Origin of the sequence: Pseudomonas medicaginis (assembly GCF_965119365.1) — a bacterium.
GTDB lineage: Bacteria > Pseudomonadota > Gammaproteobacteria > Pseudomonadales > Pseudomonadaceae > Aquipseudomonas.
Genome location: NZ_OZ221631.1, coordinates 6,090,702 through 6,115,818, shown reverse-complemented (window position 1 = coordinate 6,115,818; position 25,117 = coordinate 6,090,702). Strand labels below are relative to the sequence as shown.

At 62.6% G+C, this 25,117-nt stretch carries 20 protein-coding genes; 9 read left to right on the top strand and 11 right to left on the bottom strand.

Going from position 1 to position 25,117, the window contains the following annotated elements; translation table 11 throughout:
• The 4 genes from ACMTA2_RS26875 to lpxC all read left to right on the top strand — a co-directional run bounded on the left by ACMTA2_RS26875 (position 1) and on the right by lpxC (position 4,457).
• Positions 1 to 867 carry a cell division protein FtsQ/DivIB gene (locus tag ACMTA2_RS26875; protein ID WP_042729561.1) on the top strand — a complete coding sequence of 289 codons (867 nt, stop codon included), beginning with the start codon at positions 1 to 3 and terminating at the stop codon, positions 865 to 867.
• Between the two features lie 15 nt (positions 868 to 882).
• Entirely contained in the window at positions 883 to 2,142 is a 1,260-nt protein-coding gene (gene ftsA, locus ACMTA2_RS26870; RefSeq protein WP_058542749.1) for a cell division protein FtsA, read from the top strand.
• Positions 2,143 to 2,239: 97 nt separating this feature from the next.
• A complete protein-coding gene (gene ftsZ / locus ACMTA2_RS26865; protein WP_041020564.1) occupies positions 2,240 to 3,433 on the top strand; it encodes a cell division protein FtsZ in 1,194 nt (397 codons plus the stop codon).
• 112 nt (positions 3,434 to 3,545) lie between these two features.
• Positions 3,546 to 4,457, top strand: a complete 912-nt coding sequence (lpxC, locus tag ACMTA2_RS26860) for a UDP-3-O-acyl-N-acetylglucosamine deacetylase (RefSeq protein WP_030139673.1) — start codon at positions 3,546 to 3,548, stop codon at positions 4,455 to 4,457.
• Between the two features lie 418 nt (positions 4,458 to 4,875).
• Here the strand turns inward: lpxC and ACMTA2_RS26855 are convergent, their stop codons facing one another.
• The 5 genes from ACMTA2_RS26855 to ACMTA2_RS26835 all read right to left on the bottom strand — a co-directional run bounded on the left by ACMTA2_RS26855 (position 4,876) and on the right by ACMTA2_RS26835 (position 12,919).
• On the bottom strand, positions 4,876 to 6,369 hold the full coding sequence (locus tag ACMTA2_RS26855; RefSeq protein ID WP_413792514.1) for a sensor domain-containing diguanylate cyclase: 1,494 nt from the start codon (positions 6,367 to 6,369) through the stop codon (positions 4,876 to 4,878).
• Between the two features lie 232 nt (positions 6,370 to 6,601).
• Positions 6,602 to 7,969: a heavy metal sensor histidine kinase gene (locus tag ACMTA2_RS26850; protein WP_413792513.1), complete on the bottom strand. Its 1,368-nt coding sequence runs from the start codon at positions 7,967 to 7,969 to the stop codon at positions 6,602 to 6,604.
• Positions 7,956 to 8,639, bottom strand: coding sequence for a heavy metal response regulator transcription factor (locus tag ACMTA2_RS26845; protein WP_413792512.1), 684 nt, complete (start codon positions 8,637 to 8,639; stop codon positions 7,956 to 7,958). The genes ACMTA2_RS26850 and ACMTA2_RS26845 overlap by 14 nt, the downstream gene beginning before the upstream one ends.
• A gap of 9 nt (positions 8,640 to 8,648) precedes the next feature.
• Complete coding sequence (locus tag ACMTA2_RS26840) at positions 8,649 to 11,765, bottom strand: multidrug efflux RND transporter permease subunit (RefSeq protein ID WP_413792511.1); 3,117 nt, start codon at positions 11,763 to 11,765, stop codon at positions 8,649 to 8,651.
• Positions 11,762 to 12,919: an efflux RND transporter periplasmic adaptor subunit gene (locus tag ACMTA2_RS26835; protein ID WP_413792510.1), complete on the bottom strand. Its 1,158-nt coding sequence runs from the start codon at positions 12,917 to 12,919 to the stop codon at positions 11,762 to 11,764. The genes ACMTA2_RS26840 and ACMTA2_RS26835 overlap by 4 nt, the downstream gene beginning before the upstream one ends.
• A 236-nt stretch (positions 12,920 to 13,155) precedes the next feature.
• Between ACMTA2_RS26835 and ACMTA2_RS26830 the strand changes: the two genes are divergently transcribed.
• Positions 13,156 to 13,413: a hypothetical protein gene (locus tag ACMTA2_RS26830; RefSeq protein ID WP_413792509.1), complete on the top strand. Its 258-nt coding sequence runs from the start codon at positions 13,156 to 13,158 to the stop codon at positions 13,411 to 13,413.
• 27 nt (positions 13,414 to 13,440) lie between these two features.
• Here the strand turns inward: ACMTA2_RS26830 and ACMTA2_RS26825 are convergent, their stop codons facing one another.
• Complete coding sequence (locus ACMTA2_RS26825) at positions 13,441 to 14,409, bottom strand: LysR family transcriptional regulator (RefSeq protein ID WP_413792508.1); 969 nt, start codon at positions 14,407 to 14,409, stop codon at positions 13,441 to 13,443.
• Between the two features lie 316 nt (positions 14,410 to 14,725).
• On the opposite strand from ACMTA2_RS26825, the gene ACMTA2_RS26820 reads away from it, so the two are divergent.
• The 4 genes from ACMTA2_RS26820 to ACMTA2_RS26805 all read left to right on the top strand — a co-directional run bounded on the left by ACMTA2_RS26820 (position 14,726) and on the right by ACMTA2_RS26805 (position 19,621).
• A complete protein-coding gene (locus ACMTA2_RS26820) occupies positions 14,726 to 16,186 on the top strand; it encodes an efflux transporter outer membrane subunit (RefSeq protein ID WP_413792507.1) in 1,461 nt (486 codons plus the stop codon).
• A gap of 166 nt (positions 16,187 to 16,352) precedes the next feature.
• Complete coding sequence (locus ACMTA2_RS26815; protein ID WP_413792506.1) at positions 16,353 to 18,557, top strand: FUSC family protein; 2,205 nt, start codon at positions 16,353 to 16,355, stop codon at positions 18,555 to 18,557.
• Positions 18,547 to 18,747, top strand: coding sequence for a DUF1656 domain-containing protein (locus tag ACMTA2_RS26810; RefSeq protein WP_413792505.1), 201 nt, complete (start codon positions 18,547 to 18,549; stop codon positions 18,745 to 18,747). Before ACMTA2_RS26815 ends, ACMTA2_RS26810 begins: the two co-directional genes overlap by 11 nt.
• A 10-nt stretch (positions 18,748 to 18,757) precedes the next feature.
• Positions 18,758 to 19,621, top strand: a complete 864-nt coding sequence (locus ACMTA2_RS26805) for an efflux RND transporter periplasmic adaptor subunit (RefSeq protein WP_413792504.1) — start codon at positions 18,758 to 18,760, stop codon at positions 19,619 to 19,621.
• Between the two features lie 472 nt (positions 19,622 to 20,093).
• Here ACMTA2_RS26805 and ACMTA2_RS26800 read toward each other — a convergent pair whose 3' ends face one another.
• The 5 genes from ACMTA2_RS26800 to ACMTA2_RS26780 all read right to left on the bottom strand — a co-directional run bounded on the left by ACMTA2_RS26800 (position 20,094) and on the right by ACMTA2_RS26780 (position 25,114).
• Positions 20,094 to 20,918, bottom strand: coding sequence for an SDR family oxidoreductase (locus ACMTA2_RS26800; RefSeq protein ID WP_413792503.1), 825 nt, complete (start codon positions 20,916 to 20,918; stop codon positions 20,094 to 20,096).
• 36 nt (positions 20,919 to 20,954) lie between these two features.
• A complete protein-coding gene (locus ACMTA2_RS26795) occupies positions 20,955 to 21,419 on the bottom strand; it encodes a multidrug transporter (protein WP_413792502.1) in 465 nt (154 codons plus the stop codon).
• Between the two features lie 171 nt (positions 21,420 to 21,590).
• Positions 21,591 to 23,042, bottom strand: coding sequence for a mannose-1-phosphate guanylyltransferase/mannose-6-phosphate isomerase (locus ACMTA2_RS26790; RefSeq protein WP_413792501.1), 1,452 nt, complete (start codon positions 23,040 to 23,042; stop codon positions 21,591 to 21,593).
• A 216-nt stretch (positions 23,043 to 23,258) separates the two neighbouring features.
• Positions 23,259 to 23,924, bottom strand: a complete 666-nt coding sequence (locus tag ACMTA2_RS26785; protein WP_413792500.1) for an alginate O-acetyltransferase AlgF — start codon at positions 23,922 to 23,924, stop codon at positions 23,259 to 23,261.
• A 14-nt stretch (positions 23,925 to 23,938) separates the two neighbouring features.
• Positions 23,939 to 25,114, bottom strand: a complete 1,176-nt coding sequence (locus ACMTA2_RS26780; protein ID WP_413792499.1) for an alginate O-acetyltransferase — start codon at positions 25,112 to 25,114, stop codon at positions 23,939 to 23,941.
• Between the last annotated feature and the right edge of the window lie 3 nt (positions 25,115 to 25,117).

The following is a 25,117-nucleotide window of genomic DNA, read 5'->3' as shown; positions in this document are numbered from 1 at the left end:
ATGCAAGGCGCATCGCTTCGTCATCAGCCATCCGCACCCGGTCGCAAGCCGGTGCCGCGGGGTGCCAGCCGAATGGTGGCCAAAGAGCCGATGTCGGCGCGCTTGCCGAAAGCCAATTTTGGTTTTCTCAAGAGCCTGTTCTGGCCCGTACTGCTGGTGGCGTTGGGGTTCGGTACCTATGAAGGCGCCCAGCGGTTGCTGCCTTATGCCGACCGGCCGATCGCCCGGATCAACGTCCAGGGTGACCTGAGCTACATCAGCCAGCAGGCGGTGCAGCAGCGGATCGCCCCGTTCGTCGCGTCGAGCTTCTTCACCATCGACCTGGCGGGCATGCGCACGGAGCTGGAACAGATGCCCTGGATCGCGCACGCCGAAGTCCGGCGGGTATGGCCCGACCAGGTGTCGATTCGCCTGGAAGAACAACTGCCGGTGGCCCGTTGGGGCGATGAGTCGCTGTTGAACAACCAGGGCCAGGCGTTTACGCCGCGGGAATTGGCCAACTATGAACATTTGCCACAGCTGTTCGGTCCACAGCGGGCCCAGCAGCAAGTGATGCAGCAATACCAGGTGTTGAGCCAGATGTTGCGGCCGTTGGGCTTCTCCATCGCACGCCTGGAATTGCGTGAGCGCGGCAGTTGGTTCCTGACTACTGGCGCGGGCAGCTCGGGGCCGGGCATCGAGCTGTTGCTCGGGCGCGGCAACCTGGTGGAAAAGATGCGCCGTTTCATCGCCATCTATGACAAGACGCTCAAAGAACAGATTACGAACATTGCGCGCATCGATCTGCGCTACGCCAACGGCCTGGCCGTTGGCTGGCGGGAACCTGTAGCGCCCACGACGGCCGAACCCGCCGTCGCGAAGAATTAAGAAGAGGCAGGACCCATGGCAAACGTGCAAAGCGGGAAAATGATCGTCGGTCTCGATATCGGCACTTCCAAGGTGGTGGCGCTGGTAGGCGAAGTCGCGGACGACGGCACGCTGGTCATCGTCGGGATCGGTACACACCCGTCCCGTGGCTTGAAGAAAGGCGTGGTGGTGAACATCGAGTCCACCGTGCAATCGATCCAGCGTGCCATCGAAGAGGCGCAGCTGATGGCCGGTTGCCGGATTCACTCGGCGTTCGTTGGCGTGGCGGGCAATCACATCCGCAGCCTGAATTCCCACGGCATCGTCGCGATTCGTGATCGCGAAGTCAGCTCTGCCGACCTCGAGCGCGTACTCGACGCGGCCCAGGCCGTGGCGATCCCGGCGGACCAACGTGTGCTGCACACCTTGCCGCAGGATTACGTGATCGATAACCAGGAAGGCGTGCGCGAGCCCCTGGGCATGTCCGGCGTGCGCCTGGAAGCCAAGGTCCACGTGGTGACCTGTGCGGTGAACGCCGCGCAGAACATCGAGAAATGCGTGCGCCGCTGCGGCCTGGAAATCGACGACATCATCCTCGAGCAACTGGCCTCGGCCTACTCGGTGCTGACCGACGACGAAAAAGAACTGGGCGTGTGCCTGGTGGACATCGGCGGCGGCACCACCGACATCGCGATCTTCACCGAGGGTGCGATCCGCCACACGGCCGTGATCCCGATTGCCGGCGACCAGGTGACCAACGACATCGCCATGGCGTTGCGCACCCCGACCCAGTACGCCGAGGAAATCAAGATCCGTTACGCCTGTGCCCTGGCGAAGCTGGCCGGTGCCGGTGAAACCATCAAGGTGCCGAGCGTCGGCGACCGTCCACCGCGCGAACTATCGCGCCAGGCCCTGGCCGAAGTGGTCGAGCCGCGCTACGACGAGCTGTTCACGCTGATCCAGGCCGAACTGCGTCGCAGTGGCTACGAAGACCTGATCCCGGCCGGCATCGTGCTGACCGGCGGTACGTCGAAGATGGAAGGTGCGGTGGAGCTGGCCGAAGAGATTTTCCACATGCCGGTGCGCCTGGGCGTGCCCCATGGCGTCAAGGGCCTGGATGACGTGGTCCGCAATCCGATCTATTCCACCGGCGTGGGCCTGTTGATGTACGGCCTGCAGAAACAGTCCGACGGGATCTCGTTTTCAGGAATAGGCAGCCGCGACAGCTACAGCAGCGAAGAGCCGAAGGCACCGCTGTTCGAGCGGCTCCAGGCTTGGGTCAAAGGCAACTTCTAACCGTTTCAAAGCTTCACGCGACAGGTTTCAGGCTTGGCGCTGGAAGACGCAGCAAACGCAGTAGGCGAAAAAACTAGAGAATGAAAGGAGAGGGAAAATGTTCGAACTCGTAGACAACATCCCCGCTAGCCCGGTTATCAAAGTAATCGGTGTCGGCGGTGGCGGCGGCAACGCTGTCAACCACATGGTCAAGAGCAACATCGAAGGCGTCGAATTCATTTGCGCCAACACCGATGCTCAAGCGCTGAAAAACATCGGCGCGCGGACCATCCTGCAACTGGGTACCGGCGTGACCAAGGGCCTGGGTGCCGGCGCGAATCCCGAGGTTGGCCGTCAGGCTGCCCTGGAAGACCGCGAGCGCATCGCTGAAGTCCTGGCCGGCACCAACATGGTGTTCATCACCACGGGCATGGGCGGTGGTACCGGTACCGGTGCTGCGCCGATCATTGCCGAAGTGGCCAAGGAAATGGGCATCCTCACCGTTGCGGTGGTGACCCGTCCGTTCCCGTTCGAAGGTCGCAAGCGCATGCAGATCGCCGATGAAGGCATCCGCGCGCTGAGCGAAAGCGTCGACTCGTTGATCACCATCCCCAACGAGAAGCTGCTGACCATCCTGGGTAAGGATGCCAGCCTGCTGTCGGCGTTCGCCAAGGCCGATGACGTACTGGCCGGTGCCGTTCGCGGTATCTCCGACATCATCAAGCGTCCAGGCATGATCAACGTCGACTTCGCCGACGTACGCACCGTGATGTCCGAAATGGGCATGGCGATGATGGGCACTGGCTGCGCCAGCGGTCCGAACCGTGCTCGCGAAGCCACCGAAGCGGCCATCCGCAACCCGTTGCTCGAAGACGTCAACCTGCAGGGCGCCCGTGGCATCCTGGTGAACATCACCGCCGGTCCGGACTTGTCCTTGGGCGAGTACTCCGACGTGGGTAGCATCATCGAGGCGTTCGCTTCCGACCACGCGATGGTCAAGGTCGGCACCGTAATCGATCCGGACATGCGTGACGAGTTGCACGTGACCGTGGTTGCCACGGGCCTGGGCGCGAAAATCGAGAAGCCGATGAAGGTGATCGACAACACCGTGCAGACCACCATGGCCTCCCAGCCACAGCAACAAGCCCCCGTTCGTCAGGAACAGCCTGCGGTGAACTACCGTGACCTGGACCGTCCGACCGTCATGCGCAACCAGGCCCAGGCCGGTGCTGCGACTGCCGCGAAGATGAATCCGCAAGACGATCTGGATTACCTGGACATCCCGGCTTTCCTGCGTCGTCAGGCCGATTGATGAAATGTATCAGGGGGATACGGGTGATTGGTGTTCAGCAAAGGTCTGGTCTGCTATTATCGCCAGCCTTTGTTGATACCAGTTCGCAATTTGCGCTGAAGCGGCCCATGCCATGATTAAACAACGCACCCTGAAGAATATTATCCGTGCCACAGGTGTCGGCTTGCACTCCGGCGAGAAGGTCTACCTGACCCTCAAGCCCGCGCCTGTCGATACCGGCATCGTGTTTTGTCGTGCCGACCTCGACCCTGTGGTGCAGATTCCTGCTCGCGCGGAAAACGTTGGTGAAACCACTATGTCGACCACACTGGTCAACGGTGACACCAAAGTGGACACGGTGGAGCATTTGCTCTCGGCCATGGCTGGCCTGGGCATCGATAACGCCTACGTCGAGCTCTCCGCGTCCGAAGTCCCGATCATGGATGGCAGTGCCGGACCCTTCGTATTCCTGATTCAATCGGCTGGCCTGGAAGAGCAGGACGCAGCCAAGAAGTTCATCCGCATCCTGCGGGAAGTGACAGTGGAAGACGGCGACAAGCGCGCCACTTTCGTTCCTTTCGAAGGTTTCAAGGTGAGCTTCGAGATCGATTTCGATCACCCGGTTTTCCGGGATCGCACCCAGAGTGCAAGCGTGGATTTTTCCAGCACTTCGTTCGTAAAAGAAGTCAGCCGCGCCCGTACCTTTGGCTTCATGAGTGACATCGAGTACCTGCGCAAGCACAACCTCGCACTCGGCGGCAGTGTCGAAAACGCGATCGTGGTCGATTCCGATGGTGTATTGAACGAAGACGGCCTTCGTTATGAAGACGAATTCGTCAAGCACAAGATCCTCGATGCAATCGGCGACCTCTACCTGCTGGGCAACAGCCTGATTGGTGAGTTCAAGGGCTTCAAGTCCGGCCACGCACTGAACAACCAGCTGCTGCGCAAGTTGATTGAGCAGAAAGACGCTTGGGAAGTCGTGACGTTCGAAGACGCCAGCACCGCACCAATCTCTTACATGCGCCCTGTCGCGGCCGTGTAAGCAAAAAACCTCTCTAGTTTTTAAAGGCTGCCTTCGGGTGGCCTTTTTTTATGCCGGTTTTTTATCAGTGGGACGATGCGGATAAACAGGTCCTTGTGGCGAGCGCTTTTGTGGCGAGGGGATTTATCCCCGCTGGGCTGCGAAGCGGCCCCTGGGGGCGGGTACCTGGGTGTATCAGGCAGATCGCACATCTAGCCTTTTGGGCCTGCTGCGCAGTCCAGCGGGGATAAATCCCCTCACCACAGGGGGGCGGGTTGTGGCGACAGCGGGAGCAAGCACCCTCGCCACGGTTGTGTGGTTGCGCACTATTCAACAGGGTAAAACATGGATTGAGGCGAGCGCTTTTGTGGCGACAGCGGGAGCAAGCACCCTCACCAAAGGGGGGGCGGTGGTGTGAGCCGTTTTTGTGGCGAGGGTTTTACATGGCGCACACTACGCGGTTGCGGCCGCTGGCCTTGGCTTGGTACAGCGCCTTGTCGGCGGCGACCAGGAGTTGTTCGAGGTCGCCGTACGGTCCTTTTGCCCAGGTGGCGATGCCGATGCTGACCGTCATCGGGGTGTCCCCTGGGACTGCGGGCGGCAGCTGTTCCACCGCCTGGCGAATACTCTGGGCCATGGAAAAGGCGCCAGCGGTGGTGGTTTCCGGCACCACGACCGCGAACTCTTCGCCGCCGTAGCGCGCGGCGAGGTCGGCAGGGCGGCGGACGTGTTCGTCGATGAGCTGGGCCAGTTTCCGCAAGGCTTCGTCACCGCCTTGGTGGCCGTGGCGATCGTTGTAGGCTTTGAAGTGGTCGGCATCGATCATCATGATCGACAGCGGTTGTCCCGAGCGCTGGGAGCGCAGCCATTCCTGGTGCAGCTTCACGTCCAGGGCCCGGCGGTTGGCCAGGCCGGTCAGTGAGTCGATCGACGCCAGCTGTGCCAGGTCTCGCTCGGCCCGATGGCGGCGGCGCAATTCGCGGCGTAGTAGCCAGGTGAGCCAGAGCAAGGCGATGCACAGCGCGCCGGTAGCGCCGCTGACCATCAACGCCGTGCGTTTCCACGAGGCGAACACTTCCTGGGTAGACAGCGCCACCACGACGATCAACGGCAAGTTGCCCACCTGGGAAAAGGTGTACAGGCGCGTGGTCTGGTCGACGCTGGACACGCTACTGAAACTCCCATTGCCTTCCTTCAGGATGCGCACGAAGTTCGGCCGGTTGCTGAAGTCCCTGCCGATCATGTCGTCGGCCAGGGGCGGTTCCTGGGCCAACAGAATCCCATCGCGGCTGATCAGGTTCACCGTCCCATGGCCGATGTTCAGGCTCTTGAACAACTGGCTGAAGTAGTTCAGGCGCATCGCGGCCTCGGCTACGCCCATGAACTCACCGCGATCATCGTTCAATCGATAGCTGAAGCTGATGCGCCAATCCCGGGTGGCACTTCTGGAGCGGAACGGGCGACTGATCATCATGCCCGGACTCGGATCCTGGACATGGGACTGGAAATACTCCCGGTCGGCGTAATTGCCTTTGCGCGGTTCGACCGATGCGGAGTCGGCGATTACATCGCCACGCCTGTCGAGCAGCAGGATGTCGCCTCGATAGGGAACGGTGGTGGCGCGGTCGAAGAGTGCCAGGTGGCGGATCGTCGGGGAAACGCCCTTCAGGTCGTCGCGTTTTGCCGTGGCGATCAAGCCTTGCAGCGACAGGTCGTAGAGTTCGACATTGCGCAGTACATCGGCATCGATCAGTTGCACGATATTGTTCGCTGCGCGGGTCGCTGCCTGCTGGGCAGTCGCGTGTTCACGAATCAACAAGAAGGTCACGATGCTCAGGATGGCAACGACCACCAGCGAACTGGCCAGTACGAGTACCCGTTCCGAACGTATCGCAGACGGGGTGTTGCCGGGTGTCGCACTGCGCGTGCTCATGGTTCTGATGTCTGCATTGTCGTGTGGCTGGGATCCGTCCCAAAGGATGGCAAACCGGCAATGAACCAGATGCTGGCCTTTTGCTGAATTGTGCTTGGATCAATGAGCGCGGGCAATGAGTGTTTGCGCAATAACTCGGTATGAGCGGTCGAAGGCTGCGACCGGTTGATTTTGATTCAGTTGGCTTTCGCCCAGCATTCAATCTGAAAAAAAATCGGTCCTTGTGCACGCCTCAGGCCGGCAAACGGATCCCGAACGTATTGGCGCCCTGGTCGCTGCGCACAAACACTTCGCCACCGTGCATCAGTGCGATGGCCTTGACGATGGCCAGCCCCAGCCCATGGTTGGCGCCGCTGTTGCTGCGCGAGGCATCGACGCGATAGAAGCGTTCGAACAGGCGCGGCAGGTGTTCGCCGGCAATCGGGTCGCCGGGGTTGGTGACGGCGAGGCTGATCTGGTCGCCAAGGGCTTCGATGTGCACGTCGATCACTTGCCCTGGGGCGGTGTGCTGTACGGCGTTGCTGAGCAGGTTGATCAGCGCCCGACGCAGGTGGGCGATCTCGATGTTGGCCTGGGCGTCGCCACTGACCCGGACCTGGACCTGGGCATCTTCCAGAATGAAGTCCAGGTAGTCGAGGGTCGTCGCCACTTCGCTGGCCAGGGATGTGCTGGTCAATTGGGTGGCCTTGCTGCCCTGGTCGGCGCTGGCCAGGAACAGCATGTCGTTGATGATCGAGCGCAGCCGCTCCAGCTCTTCGAGATTCGATTGCAGCACTTCGAAGTAATGTTCGGCCGAGCGCCCACGAGTCAGTGCCACCTGGGTCTGGCCGATCAGGTTGGTCAGGGGCGAGCGCAATTCATGGGCGACGTCGGCGTTGAACGATTCCAGCCGCGAGTAAGCCTGTTCGACCCGATCCAGGGTGGCGTTGAAGGAGCTGACGAACTGGCTCAGCTCCGGCGGCAGGGGCGACAGTTGCAATCGCCCGGACAGGCGGGGCGGGGCCAGGCGCCGGGCTTCATCGGACAGCCTGATCAGCGGCTTGAGGCCGATGCGTGCGACCCAGTAGCCGAGCAACGACGCCAGGCATACTCCGACAATTGCCAGGCTCACCAGCGCCATCAACAGGCGATGCTGGGTCTGATAGAACGTCTCGGTGTCGATGCCGATCATGAAGCGCAGTGGCGGGCGTTGGTCCTTGGCGGGGAACTGGCTCACCAGTACTTTCATCGGGTAGTGCCGATGGGGCAATTTCAGGTCGCGTTTACCCAGCGGGCCTTGGGCAAAGGTGCGGATCTGCGCATCGGGATCACCGTATTCAAAGCGCGAATCGTCGCTGACGATCCAGAAATGGATGCGTTTGTCTTCTTCGCCGAGCAAGCGCAGCTTGTTGTTGATCTTCACCCAGTGTTCAGGCGTGCCGTAGCGGCCAACGGTGGACTCCAGGACACTGTAGCGGGCATCGAGTTCGGCTTCGGGCAACAGGCCCAGGCCCTTGGCGACCTGTTGGTACAAGGCGCCCCCGATCAGCAGGAATACCAGCGCCGCCACCAGCGTGAACATGGCGCTCAAGCGCAGGGCGATGCTGTCAGGGACGTTCATCGCTGCGACTCTCCAGTACATAACCCATGCCGCGAATGGTGTGCAGCAACTTCTGTTCGAATGGCCCGTCGAGCTTGGCCCGCAAGCGTTTGATCGCCACTTCCACCACGTTGGCGTCGCTGTCGAAGTTGATGTCCCAGACCATTTCGGCAATGGCGGTCTTCGAAAGGATTTCGCCTTGGCGGCGGGCCAGGACGCTGAGCAGGGAGAACTCCTTGGCGGTCAGGTCCAGGCGCTGGCCGGCGCGGGTGGCCTTGCGGCTGATCAGGTCGATCCACAGGTCGGCGATGCTCACCTGCACCGGTTCATGACCGCCGCTGCGGCGGGTCAGGGCTTGCAGGCGGGCCACCAGTTCGAGGAAGGAGAAGGGTTTGCCCAGGTAGTCATCGGCACCATCGCGCAAGCCCCTGATGCGATCCTCGACCCGTTCCCGGGCGGTGAGCATGATCACCGGTGTCTGCTTGCGGGCGCGCAGGGCCCGCAGTACGCCGAAGCCATCCAGGCCCGGCAGCATCACGTCGAGCACGATCACCGCGTAGTCGGCTTCCAGGGCCAGGTGCAGCCCCTCGATGCCGTCCGGCGCCACGTCCACGGTGTAGCCCTGTTCGGTCAGGCCGCGGTGCAGGTAGTCCGCGGTTTTTTCTTCGTCTTCGATGATCAGAACGCGCATGGCCCCGCCTCAGTGGTCTGTGCTCGCCAGCGCCGCTGTCGGCGCCGACCCTGGCCGATGGGCGGGCCGATGGAACACTCGCTCGAGCCACAAGTATATGACCGGTGTGGTGAACAGCGTCAGCGCCTGGCTCACCAACAGGCCGCCGACCACCGCGATGCCCAGGGGCTGGCGCAGCTCCGCGCCGGGGCCATAACCGAGCATCAGCGGCAAGGCACCCAGCAGGGCGGCCAGGGTGGTCATCATGATCGGCCGGAAGCGCGTCAGGCACGCCTGGAAAATCGCCTCCTGGGGCGCCAACCCTCTGTTGCGCTGGGCGTCGAGGGCGAAGTCGATCATCAGGATCCCGTTCTTCTTGACGATCCCGATCAGCAGCACCAGCCCGATAAGCGCCATGATCGAAAAATCCTGGCCCAGCAGCCAGAGCATGATCAGCGCGCCGAGGCCGGCCGAGGGCAGGGTGGAGATGATCGTCAACGGGTGCACGAAACTCTCGTAGAGCACGCCGAGGATGATGTATACGGCCACCAGCGCGGCGAGGATCAGCCACGGCTGGCTCGCCAGCGAGCTTTGGAAGGCCTGGGCCGCGCCCTGGAAATTGCCGGTGATGGCGGCCGGCATGCCGATTTCGTTTTTCGCCTGGTCGAGCAGGCGCACCGCGTCCCCCAGGGCCACGCCAGGCGCCAGGTTGAATGACAGGTTGGCGGCCGGAAACATGCCGTCGTGGGCAATGGACAATGGGCCGTTGCTCGGCGCATCGAAGCGAGCCAGGGCCGAGAGCGGCACCATTTCCCCACTCAGGGGCGAGCGCAGGTAGAAATACGCCAGGCTTTCGGCCTTGCCCCGTTGCGCGGTGTCGAGCTCCAGGATCACGTTGTACTGGTTGGTCTCGGTCTGGAATTCATTGATTTGCCGCTGGCCGAAGGCGTCATACAGGGCCTGGTCGACATCGGTGGCGGTGAGGCCGAAGCGCGCCGCCGCGCTGCGGTCGATGTTGATGTGGGTGATGCTGCCGCCCAGTTGCAGGTCGTTGGAGATGTCACGGAACGCAGGATTGCCGCGCAGCTTGTCGGTGAGTTTCTGCGTCCAGGCGTTGAGGCTCGGACCGTCGTTGCTCTTGAGTACGTATTGGTACTGGGCACGACTGGGGCCGGAACTGAGGTTGATGTCCTGACCGGCCCTGAGGTACAGCACCACGCCGGGAATCTTCAGCAATTGCGGGCGGATCCGGTCGATGAAGCCGCTGGCCGACACGTCACGCTCGCCCCGAGGCTTGAGGGCGATCCAGAAGCGGCCATTGGCGATGGTCTGGTTGTTGCCCGAGACACCGACGGAATGGGAAAAGGTCTGCACCGCCGGGTCGGCGGCGACGATGTCGGCCAGGGCCTTGTGCTTGGCCACCATGTCCGGGAACGACACATCGGCGGCCGCTTCGCTGGTGCCCAGCACCAGGCCGGTGTCCTGCACTGGGAAGAAACCCTTGGGAATGAACACGTAGCCCACCACCGCCAGTGCCAGGGTCAGGCCGAACACGCCGATCATCAGCTTCTGATGGGCCAGGGCCCGACGCAGGCCGTGCTCGTACCAGCCCAGCAGACGCTCGCCGAATCCCATCTTGCTATGGGCATGATGTACCGGGGCACGCATGAACAGCGCGGCCAGGGTCGGCGCCAGGGTGAGCGACACCACCACTGAAATCAGAATGGTCGAGGTGGCGGTCAGGGCAAATTCCTTGAACAGGCGCCCGACCACACCGCCCATGAACAGCAGTGGAATGAACGCCGCTACCAGCGAGAAACTGATGGAGACCACGGTGAAGCCGATCTCACCAGCGCCCTTGATCGCCGCTTCGCGCATGCCGTCGCCGGCCTCCAGATGCCGGTGGATGTTCTCCACCACCACAATCGCATCGTCCACCACGAACCCTACCGAGATGACGATCGCCACCAGGGTCAGGTTGTTCAGGCTGAACCCCATCACGTACATCAGCGCGAAACTGGCGGTCAGCGACACCCCCAGCACCGCCGAGACGATCAGGGTCGCCGAGAGTTGGCGCAGGAACAGCGCCATCACCGCCACCACCAGCAGCACCGCGATCAGCAAGGTGATTTCCACTTCGTGCAACGAGGCGCGGATGGTCTGGGTGCGGTCGATCAGTACCTTGACCTGAACCGCGGCGGGCAACATGGCTTGCAGGGTGGGCAGGGCCGCCTGGATGCGGTCGACGGTTTCGACGATGTTCGCCCCCGGTTGCCGGAAGATCACCAGGTTGACCCCCGGCTCGTTGTCGGACCAGGCCTGGACGTAGGCGTTTTCCGAGCCGCTGACCACCTTGGCGATGTCCTTGAGTTGAACCGGAGCCCCGTCCCGGTAGGCCACGATCAGCTCTCCATACTCGGCAGGCTGGAACAACTGGTCGTTGGTGGACAGGGTGGATATGCTCGATTCGCCGTACAGGGCGCCCTTGGCCAGGTTGAGGCTGGCCTGTTGGAGCGCCAGGCGGATGTCGGCCAGGGTCAGGCCGATGGCCGCGAGTCGGTCGGCCGAGGCCTGGACCCGGATCGCCGGTCGTTGCTGGCCGGTGATGTAGATTTGCCCTACGCCGTCGATCTGGCTGATCTGACGGGAGAGCAGGGTTTCGACGTAGTCGCTCAACTCGGTGCCGGGCATCAGGCTGGAGCTGATGCTGAGGATCAGCACCGGGCTGTCGGCGGGGTTGACCTTGCGCCAGGTCGGCAGGTTCGGCATGTCATTGGGCAGCTTGCCGGCGGCGGTGTTGATCGCCGCCTGCACTTCCTGGGCAGCAGTGTCGATGCTTTTATCGAGGCTGAATTGCAGGATCAGGTTGGTCGAGCCCAGGGCGCTGCTGGAGGTCATCTGGGTGATGCCGGGAATGGCACTGAATTGCACTTCCAGCGGTGTCGCCACCGACGAGGCCATGGTTTCGGGGCTGGCCCCGGGCAACTGCGCATTGACCTGGATGGTCGGGAATTCCGCCTGCGGCAACGGCGCGACGGGCAGGCGAGGAAACGCAATCACCCCCAGCAGTACCAGGGCAAACGTCAGCAGTACCGTGGCGATGGGGTGGTCGATGCACCAGGCCGAAATCGAGCCGCGGCCCTTCATGGCTGCGGCTCCGCGGTCTTGGCCAGGGCGGGCGGGTCACTAAGCACCTGGACGTGGCTGCCCGGCTTGAGCCGCGACTGGCCATCGCTCACCAGTTGGTCGCCGGCGTTCACCCCCTTGATGATGTGCAGGTCGCTGTCCTGGTACACCATCACCACCGGCACGCTCTCGACCTTGTCACCCTTGATCCGGTACACGAAGTGTTGCTCCAGCCCGCGTTGGACCACGGTCGGCGGTACCACCAGGGCGTCCTTGTCGAGGGCGGTCTGGATCTTCAGCGTCACCAGTTGCCCGGGCCATAGCCGTTGCGCGGCGTTGTTGAATTCGGCCTTGGCCCGCAGGGTTCCGGTGTTGGCGTTGATCTGGTTGTCGATGAGGCTCAGGCGCCCCTCGCCGAGCAGCTCACCGCTGGCGCCATCGGCGCCGATGTAAGCCTTGACCAAGGCTTGCTCGGGGGCGGCGATCAACCGTTGCAAGGTGGGCAGCATTTGCTGGGGCAGGGAAAACTCCACCGCGATCGGGTCGATCTGGGTCACCGTGAACAGGCCTTCGGTGTCACCGGTGCGCAGGAAGTTGCCTTCGTCCACGTTGCGAATGCCGACGCGACCGCTCACCGGGGAGCGGATCTGGGTGTAGGACAGTTGCACCTGTGCCGCGTCGATGGCCGCCTGGTTGCCCTGGGCGGTGGCCTTGAGCTGGTTGACCAGCGCCTGCTGCTGGTCATAGGTCTGCTTGGATACGCCGTCGTCGACGCTCAGCAATTTGTAGCGCTTGAGATTGACCTGGGCCACCGCCAGTTGCGCCTGGCTCTCGCCGAGCTGGGCCCGGGCCTGGTCAAGGCTGGCGCGGATCGAGCGGTCGTCGATGGTCGCCAGCAGGTCCCCTTTCTTGACCCGTTGCCCTTCCTTGACCAGCAGCCGGGTGAAGATGCCGTCGATCTGCGGCCGGATGACCACGCTGTGCAGCGACAGGACCGTACCGATGCCACTGGCAAAGCGCGGCACATCCTTTTGCACCACGCTGACGACCCGTACCGGAACGGCGGCGGGAGCGCCGGGCTTGGTGGTCACGGGCCGGAGCACAAACCAGAGGACAAGGGCCGCCAGGGCAACCAACAGCACGACGAGCAGGACGGTTTTCTTCTGGGTGTGCATGGATATGAAGGGCCGGTTCGGGACACAGGAGTTTGAGCTTTCTTATATAGCGTTACGAGCCGGTCAGGAAGGTGACCGCTAACTGACAGGCTTGTCAGTTTTGTCCTGGCTTGCCGTCAGATGAATGGTTGTGCCAGATGAAACTGCCCTGCGCGCGGTGATATCGGGCAGGTATACTGCCGCCTTTCGCGGCTCGCCCTTCGGGCCCGACTTGCATGCATGACCCGGAGCCTTACATGACTTCCCCGACACCTTCGCCTGCGGACGATCTCCCCGGCGGCGAACAGGCCGATTTGCCCGACAGCGATGTTTCCTGCGCCGAGGACGCCAAAGCGGCGATCCCAGCCTTCAAATTCCCGTTCAAACCCGGTGAACTGGCTGCGGCCAAGGGCGCCGGCCAGCAGCCGTGGTACAAGAACGGCGCGAAGAATGGCCATACCAAGACCCCGGGCGCCGCGCCTCCCGGCACGCGTCGTTCGATGGGCAAGCGCTAATATCATCCTTCACGCACGGGGGCGACTTCAGTTCGCGACCCGTGCGCCTGCCAGGCTTCCACTCAATTCGTAAGCCGTCAGCTCAGCCTGGTGCGCGGCGAGGATTTCCGGCAACGAGCCGCGCAGGTACTCGACCCAGGTCTTGATCTTCGCATCCAGGTATTGGCGCGACGGATAGATGGCGTAGAGGTTCAGTTCCTGGGAGCGGTAGTTGGGCATGACCCGCACCAACGTGCCGTTGCGCAAGCCTTCGATGGCGGCGTACACCGGCAATACCCCCACGCCCATGCCGCTGGTGATCGCGGTTTTCATCGCATCGGCGGAGTTCACCAGGAACGGCGAGCTGTTGATGGTGACCATCTCTTGGCCTTCCGGGCCGTCGAACACCCATTTTTCCAGCGGGATGACCGGGCTGACCAGGCGCAGGCAGGCATGGTTTAGCAGGTCGCCGGGCTTTTGCGGGCAGCCGCTGGCTTTCACGTAGGCGGGCGACGCACAAACGATGCTGTAGGTGATCCCCAGGCGCTGGGAGACGAAGCCCGAATCCGGTAGTTCGCTGGCGAGCACGATGGAGACGTCGTAACCCTCGTCGAGGATGTCCGGCACCCGGTTGGCCAGGGTCAGGTCGAAGGTCACATCCGGATGCGTCTTGCGGTAGCGGGCGATGGCGTCGATCACGAAATGCTGGCCGATACCGGTCATGGTGTGGACCTTCAACTGCCCGGCGGGGCGTGCATGGGCATCGCTGGCCTCGGCTTCCGCCTCTTCCACGTAAGCCAGGATTTGCTCGCAGCGCAGCAAGTAGCGTTTACCCGCCTCTGTCAGGGCAATGCGGCGAGTGGTGCGGTTGAGCAGGCGGGTTTGCAGATGGGCTTCCAGGTTGGAAACTGCGCGCGAGATGTTGGCCGTCGTGGTGTCCAGTTGCGCGGCGGCAGCGGTGAAACTGCCAGCTTCGGCAACACAACTGAACGCGCGCATGTTTTGCAAGGTGTCCATGGAGGGCTCTCTTGGGAGGTGGCAAATTGTGACATGAAGTTACAGAGATGCGGGACCCGACTAATGGATTATCGCGTCAACGGTAACAAAGATTCGCAGAAAGGTCGGCTTATCGCCGTTTGATGGGCTGCCTAGAATTGCCACCAATCCTGGGTCACTGATTCCTGTGGGAGCGAGCTTGCTCGCGATGAGGCCATCACATTCAACACCTGAGGTGAATGTTCGAACGCCATCGCGAGCAAGCTCGCTCCCACAAGTTTTGCGTTAACAGGCAGCCATCCTCGTCGTCATGCTCCATCTCAGGAATTTTGCGCAAGTGCCGCGTTGCATCAGCAGAGAGCTGAAGACTCTCAGTGTTTGGGTTTTAACGTTAACCATCAGCGGTTGCATCGGCACAGGCGCAATTGCGCCGCAAAGCCAGGTACTACCGGCCAATCAACTGGCGACCGATGCCGCCATCCGCGAGGCCGCCCGCGATGCCCACTGGCCCACCCGCCAGTGGTGGCAAGCCTACGGTGACCGGCAACTGGATCGCTGGATCGACCTGGCCGTGCAGGGCAGCCCGAGCCTGGCCATGGCCGCGGCCCGGGTGCGCCAGGCCAAGGCCATGGCCGGCGTTGCCGAGGCCGCCGAGGCGCTGCAGATCAATGGCGAGTCGACCCTCAAGCGCCATGGCTGGCCCACCGATCAGTTCTACGGCCCGGGCGAGTTGGCCGACACCACCACCTGGGACAACAATGCTTCCCTGGGTTTGAGCTATGCCTTGGACCTGTGGGGCCGCGAGCGCAATACCAGCGAGCGGGCGGTCGATCTGGCCCACGTGAGCGTCGCCGAGGCGCGACAAGCGCAACTGGAACTGCAGAACAACATTGTGCGTGCCTACATCCAGTTTTCGTTGCACTACGCCCAGCGCGAGATCGTCGCCGCGACCCTCCGGCAACAACAGCAGATTCTCGACCTGGCGCAAAAGCGCCTGGACGGTGGCATCGGCACCCAATTCGAAGTCAGCCAGGCCCAGGCGCCCCTGCCCGAGACCCATCGCCAACTCGACGCCCTGGACGAAGCCATCGCCTTGAGCCGCAATCAATTGGCGGCCCTGGCGGGCAGGGGGCCCGGAGCGGGCGCACAGTTGCAACGTCCCACCCTGGCCCTCGGCGCGGCCTTGAAGCTGCCGTCGGCCTTGCCCGCCGAACTGCTCGGCCAGCGTCCGGATGTGGTTGCCGGGCGTTGGCAAGTGGCGGCCCAGGCCCGGGGCATCGATGTGGCCCGGGCCGGTTTTTATCCCAATGTCGATCTGGTGGGCAGCATCGGCTACATGGCGACCGGCGGCGGGGCGCTGGAGTTTCTGACAGGCAAGAAGCTCACCTACAGCGTCGGGCCGGCCATTTCGTTGCCGATCTTCGACGGCGGACGCCTGCGTTCGCAGTTGGGTGAAGCAGCGGCCGGTTATGACGTCGCCGTCGCGCATTACAACCAGACCCTGGTCAATGCGCTCAAGAGCATTTCCGATCAACTGATCCGTCGCCAGTCCATGGACAAGCAACAGGCCTTCGCCGCTGAATCGGTGGCTGCCGCCCAGCGCACCTACGACATTGCCATGGTTGCCTTCCAGCGCGGCCTGACCGATTACCTCAACGTGCTCAACGCCCAGAGCCTGTTGTTCAAGCAGCAACAGGTGCGACAGCGGGTGGAGGCGGCGCGCCTGACGGCCCATGCCGACCTAGTGACCGCGCTGGGTGGCGGGCTAGACGCCGGCAGTGATGTGCCCGCGCAATGAATCACTGCAACCGTACTGTGGCGAGGGAGCTTGCTGCTGCGTGGGTGAGAAGCACCCATATGAAGGGACCGTTGCGCAGCGCTCATATCAAGGGGCTGCTGCGCAGCCCAACGGGGATAAATCCCCTCGCCACTGGGGCAGTGTTTTCCTTGGTCGAGTGTTGCCTATGACGCCGCTATTTGCCCCCATGCGCTGGCTGTATCGCCTCGAATGGCGTCGGGGTTTCTTCGACTGGGCCCGCAGCGATGGGGTGACCTGGGTCTATATCTTCAAGGTCCTGTTCGCCGCGTTCCTGACCTTGTGGCTGGCGATGCGCCTGGAGTTGCCACAACCGCGCACGGCCATGATCACCGTGTTCATCGTCATGCAGCCCCAGAGCGGCCAGGTGTTCGCCAAGAGTTTCTACCGCTTGCTCGGCACCCTGGCCGGTTCGGCGGCGATGGTGGCGTTGATCGCCTTGTTTGCCCAGGACACCGAGCCGTTTCTCGCTTGTCTGGCGATCTGGGTCGGCCTCTGTTCGGCGGGGGCGGCGCGTTATCGCAACTTCCGCGCCTATGGTTTCGTGCTGGCCGGCTACACCGCGGCGATGATTGGCCTGCCGGCCCTGGCCCATCCGCAAGGCGCATTCATGGCGGCGGTCTGGCGGGTGCTGGAAATTTGCCTGGGGATTCTCTGCGCCACCCTGGTCAGCGCTGCGATCCTGCCGCAAACCGCCAGTGCCGCCATGCGCAATGCCTTGTACCAGCGCTTCGGAGTATTTGCGCTGTTCGTCACCGATGGCCTGCGTGGGCGTAGCCAGCGGGAGGCCTTCGAAGCGCGCAACGTGGGTTTCATTGCCGAAGCGGTGGGCCTGGAAAGCCTGCGCAGCGTGACCGTGTTCGAAGACCCGCACATGCGCCGACGCAACGGCCGGCTCAGTCGCTTGAACAGCGAATTCATGGGCATCACCACCCGCTTCAACGCCTTGCACCAATTGCTCGAGCGCTTGCGCAGCAGCGCGGCGGAACATGTGGTCAACGCCATCGAGCCGGGCTTGCAAACGTTGGCCGAACTGCTCGACGGTTTCAGTGGCCGCGCCCTGACCGATGCCGATGCGGGCCGTCTGGCGGCGGCGCTGGCCGAGTACAAGGCCGAGCTGCCGGCCCAGGTGCGAAGGCTGCGGGCGTTGTTCCAGGAAACGGCGCCCAGCGATGGGCAGCAGCTGGATTTCCACACGGCCTACGAGTTGCTTTATCGCTTCGTCGAAGACCTGCATGGCTACGCCCAGACCCATGCCTCCCTGGCCGATCATCGCCACGAACGTGAGCGCTGGGACGAGCCGTTCGTGCCGCAGACCAACTGGCTGGCCGCCACGGCATCGGGTGTTCGCGCCGCCTTCATCCTGTTGGTGCTGGGCAGTTACTGGGTCGCCACGGCCTGGCCGAGCGGCGCGACCATGACGATGATCGCTGCCGCCACCGTGGGCCTGTCGGCCGCGACGCCGAACCCCAAGCGCATGGCTTTCCAGATGGCCTGCGGCACGTTGTTCGGGGCGTTGATCGGCTTTGTCGAGATGTTCTTCCTCTTCCCGCTGATCGACGGTTTCCCTTTGCTCTGCGTGATGCTGGCGCCGGTGATCATGCTCGGTTCGTTCCTCAGCTCGCGGCCGAAATACGCCGGGGTCGGGCTGGGGCTGCTGATCTTTTTCAGCACCGGTTCGGTGCCGGACAACCTGACGGTCTACAACCCCTACGCCTTCATCAACGATTACATTGCGATGATCCTCGGCATGCTGGTGTGTGCCGCGGCCGGGGCAATCATTCTGCCGCCCAACAGTCGCTGGTTGTGGCGCCGGCTCGAACAGGATTTGCGCGAGCAAGTGGTGTTGGCCATCAGTGGCAAGCTCAAGGGCCTGGCATCGAGCTTCGAAAGTGGTACCCGCGACTTGCTGCATCAGGCCTACGGGCTGGCGGCGGGGCAGCCTCGGGTGCAACGGGACTTGTTGCGCTGGATGTTCGTGGTGCTGGAGGTCGGCCACGCGATTATCGAGTTGCGCAAGGAACAGGCGATCCTGCCCGTGCACCCGGCGTATGCCGAAAGCCAACCGTGGCGCCAGGCGATCCGGGTGATGGGGCGGGCGCTGGTGCGGCTGTTCCGCCAACCGAGCCCGTGCAATCTGGAGCGTGCCCTGGTGGCGGTGGACCACGCCATCGGCCGCGTGCAGGCCACCGACGAGCCCTTCGCCCCGCATTTCGACACCTCGGCCCTGCGTCGGGTGAAAAGCTACCTGCATTTCATCCGCACCTCCTTGCTCGACCCGCAATCGCCATTGGCCGGCTATGCCATGCCACATGCCACACCGCTTCCCCAGGAAACCGAACATGCCCCGTGAGATCGCCTTCCATGGCGTGTACATGCCCACCATGACCCTGATGTTTTTCATCGCCGCCGGCCTGGCCTGGACCTTGGACCGCTTTCTGTCGGGGTTGGACCTGTACCGCTTCTTCTGGCACCCGGCGTTGTTGCGCCTGAGTCTGTTTACCTGTCTGTTCGGCGCGTTGGCGCTGACGGTCTACCGTTGAGATCGATGCGATGAAAAAGTTTTTCAGCCTGCTGGCGACGCTATTGGTACTGGCCCTGGCGCTGTGGATCGGCCGTACGCTGTGGGTCCATTACATGAACACGCCCTGGACCCGCGATGGGCGGGTGCGGGCCGACATCATCAATGTGGCCGCCGATGTCAGCGGCGAGGTGGTCGAGGTGCCGGTGCGCGACAACCAATTGGTGAACAAAGGTGACCTGCTGATGCGCATCGACCCCGAGCACTACCGCATCGCTGTGAAGCAGGCGCGCTCGCTGGTGGCGTCACGCAAGGCCACTTGGGAGATGCGCAAGGTCAATGCCCATCGGCGTGCCGACCTGGACAGCCTGGTGATCTCCCGGGAAAACCGCGACGACGCCAGCAACATCGCCGACTCGGCCCTGGCCGACTACCAGCAGGCCCAGGCGCAATTGGAGGCCGCGCAGTTGAACCTGTCGCGCACCGACGTTCGGGCGGCGGTGGATGGCTACGTCACCAACCTCAACGTGCACCGGGGCGACTACGCGCGCATCGGCGAGGCGAAAATGGCCGTGGTGGACATGCATTCGTTCTGGGTCTACGGCTTTTTCGAAGAGACCAAGTTGCCCAAGGTGCGGGTCGGCGATTCGGCGCAGTTGCAACTGATGAGTGGCGAAGTGCTCAGGGGCCATGTGGAAAGCATCTCCCGTGGCATCTACGATCGGGACAACCCCGAAAGCCGCGAACTGATCGCCGACGTGAACCCGACCTTCAACTGGGTTCGCCTGGCCCAGCGTGTGCCGGTGCGCATTCATCTCGACGAAGTACCCGATGGGGTGCTGCTGGCGGCGGGGATGACTTGCACGGTGGTGGTAGAACCCCACGACAAGCGCTGAGGCATTGCATCATTTGTGGGTGATGGTGAGATTTGGTCCACACCACAGATCCCCAGTGGAAGCGAGCCTGCTCGCGATAGCGGTGGGTCAGATTGCACTGATATTGACTGTGCCGGCGTCTTCGCGAGCAAGCCCGCTCCCACAGTTTTTTCGGGGTGATGGTGAGATTTGGTCCACACCACAGATCCCCTGTGGGAGCGGGCTTGCTCGCGATAGCGGAGGGTCAGTAAAGGAAAACTGTGCTGATCTGACGCCCTCGCGAGCAAGCGCACACAGTGGATTTTCGGTGGGGCATGGCTTGTGTTCGCCCCGGATCCCTGTGGCGAGGGGATTTATCCCCGTTCGACTGCGCAGGCAGTCGCCATCTGCCTGATGCGGTGTCTGCCAGTACGCCGTGCTGCCAGGTTTGGGGCTGCTTCGCAGCTCAGCGGGGATAAATCCCTCGCCACAAAAGAGCTTATTGCTGACGTATTTAAAGTGTTCCACCCAGGCCGAACCGTTTCCTCAAACCCTTCTCCAGCAACCCCTTGGGCAACACGCCTGCCATCAAGGGCAACGCCCGGCTGCCGTTGCCCAGGCGCAGCAGGCGGGGAGGCTTGGGTTGTTGGACGGCCTTGAGCAGTCCGGCGGCGAATTCGTTGGCTGGGGTGGGGTTGTCCTGGGAGGCCTTGGCCCGGGCGCGGATGCCATCGCGCAGGGGCCACCAGGGTGATTGTTCGCTGATCAGCTGTTCGGCTTCATGGCCGGCATTCTTGGCGAAACTGGAGGCGATCGCGCCGGGCTGGACCTCCATCACGCGGATGCCGAACGGCGCCAGCTCCATGCGCAAGGCATCGCTCAGGGCATGCACCGCCGCTTTCGAGGCGCAATAAGCGCCGGCAAATGGCGTGACCAGCACCCCGGAAACGCTGCCGATATTCACCACCAGCCCCTTGGCCCGCCGCAATACCGGAAACAGTGCCCGGGTGACCCCGACGATGGCGAACACGTTGGTTTCGAACTGGCGCTGCATGGCCGGCACGCCGCCGTCCAGCAGCGGGCCCATGGCGCCGTAGCCGGCATTGTTGACCAACACATCCAGGCCACCGTGTTGCTGGTTGATCCGCTCACCCAACTGCTCCAGGGCCTGGCCGTCGTTGACGTCCAATTGCACCGCGGTGAACCCGGCAGTGGCGAGTGTCGCCACGTCTTCAGCCTTGCGCGCCGTGGCCCAGACCTGATAGCCCACGGCCTTGAAGGCGTCGGCGAGGGCGCGGCCAATGCCGCTGGAACATCCGGTAATCAACGCAACAGGCATGGCGTGTTCCTTGTGCAAAAAAGTGTGGGAGGGTAATCAGTTGGAAAAGCTGCCATGCAACCGCTCGGCGCGAAACTCCAGGGTCTGCGGGCGATAACCCGGACGCAGGGGCGGCAGGGGCAAGCAGTCTTGCCAGTCGGCGCCCGCCTGTAATTCGCCTGGGCCACGGTAGCGCGGTGCGTCGTAGGGATTGTCGGCCAGGTTGATGGTGTCGCCAGGCGCATAGGCCGCGACCCGCCAGCGCAACTCGATCAGCGGTACGTCGTTGTTGTTCTTCAAAGTCAGCGACAGTGGTCGGTCGGCGGGGCATTGTCCGGGGGCATAGCCGATGCGCAGTTCCAGGCGCTCCAGTTGCCGGGTCTCGCGGCTTTCCTGCCAGAGCACCCACACGGCGACCAGTCCCAGCCCGATGAAGGCCGCCAGGGAAACCGGCAAGGCCTTGGCCGGGTAACGCAACAGCAGGATGAGCCAGGTGATGACCAACAAGACGCCGATAAGCATGGTGAAAGCCTCCGTTACCGTAGGCACATCCTACCGAAGGGCGCGGGCAATGTTGAAGCAATGATGTCTACGCATCACCTTCTTGAAAAAAAGCCCCCACCCAACCCACTGCGGATAGGGGACGCAGTGGGCTGGATGGGGGCTTCTTGTACGGCTGATCGTTGCTGCTGGTTACTGCGCGATGGTCTTCACCGAGACGCCACGTTCGATCGGGGTGGAGCGACCGTAGATGTCTTCGAAACGCTCGATGTCGTCTTCGCCCAGGTAGCTGCCGGACTGCACTTCGATGATTTCCAGCGGGATCTTGCCCGGGTTGCGCAGGCGGTGGACCGACGCGATCGGGATGTAGGTCGACTGGTTTTCGCAGAGCAGGAACACGTTTTCGTCGCAGGTCACTTCAGCGGTGCCGCTGACCACGATCCAGTGTTCGGCACGGTGATGGTGCATCTGCAGCGACAGGCACGCGCCCGGCTTGACCGAGATGTGCTTGACCTGGAAGCGACCACCCATGTCCACCGAGTCATAGGAACCCCACGGACGATAGACTTCGCAGTGGTTCTGAGTCTCGGTACGGCCCTGTGCGTTGAGGGTGTTGACCATCTGTTTCACGCCTTGGACCTTGTCCTTGTGGGCGATCATCATGGCGTCCTTGGTTTCCACCACCACGATGTTTTCCAGGCCGATCACCGACACCAGCTTGCCGTTGCCGTGGATCATGCAGTTGCGGCTGTCCTGGACGACGACGTCGCCCTTGGTGACGTTGCCGTTGCTGTCTTTTTCGTTGACTTCCCACAACGAAGCCCAGCAGCCGACATCGCTCCAGCCGGCCGACAACGGTACCACGCAGGCACGCTGGGTCTTTTCCATCACGGCGTAGTCGATGGAGTTGTCCGGGCAGCAGGCGAAGGTGGCTTCGTCGAAGGTGATGGTGTCGGCCGTCTGCTCACTGCGCTCCAGGGTCAGCAGGCAGGTGTCGTAGATGTCCGGATCGTGCTTTTTCAGCTCTTCGAGGAAACGGCTGGCGCGGAACAGGAACATGCCGCTGTTCCAGAAGTAACCGCCGGCCTCGACGAACTCGGTGGCACGCTTGACGTCGGGTTTTTCGACGAAGTGCGAGACGCGGCTAACGCCCTCGGGCAGCAGCGCATCGTTGGTCGACTTGATGTAGCCGTAGCCGGTTTCCGGTTTGGTGGCCGGTACGCCGAACAGCACCATTTCGCCACGCTCAGCAGCCACGGTGGCCAGGGCCAGGGCGCGTTGCAGGGCTTTCTGGTCGTCGATCACGTGGTCGGCCGGCAGCACCAGCATCAACTCGTCGCGGCCTTCATTGACCAGCATCATCGCCGTCAGCGCCACGGCTGGCGCGGTGTTGCGCCCGAACGGTTCCATCAGGATGCGCTGGGCTTCGAGCTTACGGTTGTTCAACTGCTCGTTGACGATGAAACGGTGGTCTTTGTTGCAGACCACGATCGGCGTGTCCATGCCTTCGAACACCAGGCGCTCGAGGGTCTGCTGGAACAGGGTGTGTTCACCGGTCAGGGCCAGGAACTGTTTAGGGAATTGCTTGCGCGAAAGCGGCCAAAGACGTGAGCCACTACCACCTGACAAGATCACCGGAATCATGTTTGTTACTCCTTGAAGCGAAATGGTTGTTAGAGCTACTGCGTTCTGTCGTTTCACTCTCTTGTTTTTGTTCCGTACCCGACTGGCAGCTGTGTTCAGTGTGGGAGCGAGCTTGCTCGCGATGGCGGCGTATCAATCGACATTCATGTTGAAGTCAGATAGCTATCGCGAGCAAGCCCGCTCCCACAGGGGGACAGCGTCAATCGGGTGAATTGATCAGCGGGTCGACACGGGGCGTTTCACCCACACTGGCGACAGGCTGCTGCCTGAACCGGTGACGTACAGCACGGCCGCTTCACCGCGCTCCAGGGCCACGGGCTTGAGATCGCCGACTTTCTTGTCGCCTTCGAACAGGGCCAGGGAGACTTTCACCGGGTTGATTTCACGCTCGCCACGGCCCTTGGCGGCCACGTTCGGCACCACTTCGGTCTTGCCGTCGGCAGTCTTGAGGGTCAGTGCCTTGTCGCTGAGGTTCTGTACCCGGACCAGGGACTTCTGCTTGTTCTTGAACGGCGGTTCTTCGATCAGTTGAGGCTGGCCGCTGGCATTGTTGACCAGCGTGTAATAGTGATCGGAGGCCAGTTTCACCGGTACGCTCTGGCTGCCGACCTTGGCGCTGTAGTCGCCGCCGGGCATGAAGCTGAAGTCGCTGCTGGCCAGGGGGGCTACGTCGCTGATGTTGGTGCTGCCGACGGTGGCGCTGACTTCGGCGTTGCTGGCGTTGTACACCCGCACGAAGCTCGAGCCTTTTGGCGCGACCGGACCATACAGGGCCGAGTCACCGGCAAAGGCGGACAGTGAAAGGGCGCTCATGCTGGCGACGAGGGCAACGGCCTTGAAGGAGCGAGCAGCGAGACGGCGAGGAGTAGTGTTGAAAGTCATGGTGGACCTCTCTTTCAGTTTTGCGCCCGGTCGGGCGTCTCGGATGGGGTGTTGGCGGCTACGTTCTGTTGACGCGCACCGGCTTGCTTGAGCTCTGCGACCCACTGTGGGTCGGCGTCGCCGATTTCGTTGTTCACGGGCAGATAACGTTCAGGGAACTCCCAGATCAGCACCTGTGGCGGGCTGTTCTTGAAGGCATCGCTCTTGAGGTAGCTGAGCATCGGCAGAATCGGGCCGTGGCCGTCTTCGGCGTAGTTCACGACGTCGCTGTGCAGGGCTTGCTTGAGTGCACCGACGAAGTTCCAGTTGGGGTTGGCGCTGTAGCTGGTGCCGATCAGGGCCACGGGCACCTGGGCATCGGCAAACAGCGCGTCGCCTTCGGCCGGCTGGTCGTCGGCTTCGCGGGTGTTGCGCTTGACCAGCGGCTCCTGGGCCGGCATCAGGTTTTCGAACAGCGGGTCCAGGGGCAGGAACTGGCGCAGGTCGCCCTTGTGGGTGATTTTCTCCGCAGGTTCCGTGACAAAACGTTGTGGTTCGCCGTTGAGCGGTGCGCGTTCGGCAATGACCTTGGCCAGGTTCTCGGCCGCGACCTGGGCACCTTCCGGGGTCCAGTGGGTGTCGGTGCGCAGGAACACTTGCTGGCCACTTTGCTTGGCCTGTTGCAGCGGGCCGAGCAGGTCAGGCGCAAGGATCTTGTCGGCCGCGACGCGAGCATGGAAGTCCTGGTAGAGGTTGGCGTGAATGCTCGATGGCTTCACTTCGCCCAGGTGCTCGGGATACAGCCGCGCCTTGGCCGGCACGATCGCCATGACCAGGGTGATGCCTTGTTCCTTGAGCTTCTGGCGCACGCCTTCGATCAGCGCGTAGTTGCCTTGCAGGTTCAGTTCTTCATTGACGATCGGGTTGAACTCTTCGTCGCTGTACAGCCATTGGTCGCGGCCCAGGACCACGCCTTTGCGGCCTTCGTTGAACAGCTTGTAGTCCAGCGCGGCCCAGATGTTGGTGCCCAGGCGTTTGATCGGGAACTCGTCGTCGTAGTGGGTTTCCACGGCCTTGGTCCAGCGCCCGTTGAGCACGGTCGCATCGGGGTTGGTGCTGAAGCCGAAGAAGCTGCGCATCGACCACAGGCCCAGCGCTGTCAGGATCGACATGAACAGTGCGATGTAAAAGATGCGTAATGAGCGGGTCATGTT

Coding starts and splice junctions, on each gene's coding strand:
- ACMTA2_RS26845 (WP_413792512.1), bottom strand. CDS start 8,639: ATGCGCGTTCTGATCATCGAAGACGAAGAAAAAACCGCGGACTACCTG.
- ACMTA2_RS26835 (WP_413792510.1), bottom strand. CDS start 12,919: ATGCACACCCAGAAGAAAACCGTCCTGCTCGTCGTGCTGTTGGTTGCC.
- ACMTA2_RS26875 (WP_042729561.1), top strand. CDS start 1: ATGCAAGGCGCATCGCTTCGTCATCAGCCATCCGCACCCGGTCGCAAG.
- ACMTA2_RS26785 (WP_413792500.1), bottom strand. CDS start 23,924: ATGACTTTCAACACTACTCCTCGCCGTCTCGCTGCTCGCTCCTTCAAG.
- lpxC (WP_030139673.1), top strand. CDS start 3,546: ATGATTAAACAACGCACCCTGAAGAATATTATCCGTGCCACAGGTGTC.
- ACMTA2_RS26790 (WP_413792501.1), bottom strand. CDS start 23,042: ATGATTCCGGTGATCTTGTCAGGTGGTAGTGGCTCACGTCTTTGGCCG.
- ACMTA2_RS26795 (WP_413792502.1), bottom strand. CDS start 21,419: ATGCTTATCGGCGTCTTGTTGGTCATCACCTGGCTCATCCTGCTGTTG.
- ACMTA2_RS26815 (WP_413792506.1), top strand. CDS start 16,353: ATGACGCCGCTATTTGCCCCCATGCGCTGGCTGTATCGCCTCGAATGG.
- ACMTA2_RS26800 (WP_413792503.1), bottom strand. CDS start 20,918: ATGCCTGTTGCGTTGATTACCGGATGTTCCAGCGGCATTGGCCGCGCC.
- ACMTA2_RS26810 (WP_413792505.1), top strand. CDS start 18,547: ATGCCCCGTGAGATCGCCTTCCATGGCGTGTACATGCCCACCATGACC.
- ACMTA2_RS26850 (WP_413792513.1), bottom strand. CDS start 7,969: ATGAACGTCCCTGACAGCATCGCCCTGCGCTTGAGCGCCATGTTCACG.
- ACMTA2_RS26780 (WP_413792499.1), bottom strand. CDS start 25,114: ATGACCCGCTCATTACGCATCTTTTACATCGCACTGTTCATGTCGATC.
- ftsA (WP_058542749.1), top strand. CDS start 883: ATGGCAAACGTGCAAAGCGGGAAAATGATCGTCGGTCTCGATATCGGC.
- ACMTA2_RS26840 (WP_413792511.1), bottom strand. CDS start 11,765: ATGAAGGGCCGCGGCTCGATTTCGGCCTGGTGCATCGACCACCCCATC.
- ACMTA2_RS26855 (WP_413792514.1), bottom strand. CDS start 6,369: ATGAGCACGCGCAGTGCGACACCCGGCAACACCCCGTCTGCGATACGT.
- ACMTA2_RS26830 (WP_413792509.1), top strand. CDS start 13,156: ATGACTTCCCCGACACCTTCGCCTGCGGACGATCTCCCCGGCGGCGAA.
- ACMTA2_RS26825 (WP_413792508.1), bottom strand. CDS start 14,409: ATGGACACCTTGCAAAACATGCGCGCGTTCAGTTGTGTTGCCGAAGCT.
- ACMTA2_RS26805 (WP_413792504.1), top strand. CDS start 18,758: ATGAAAAAGTTTTTCAGCCTGCTGGCGACGCTATTGGTACTGGCCCTG.
- ftsZ (WP_041020564.1), top strand. CDS start 2,240: ATGTTCGAACTCGTAGACAACATCCCCGCTAGCCCGGTTATCAAAGTA.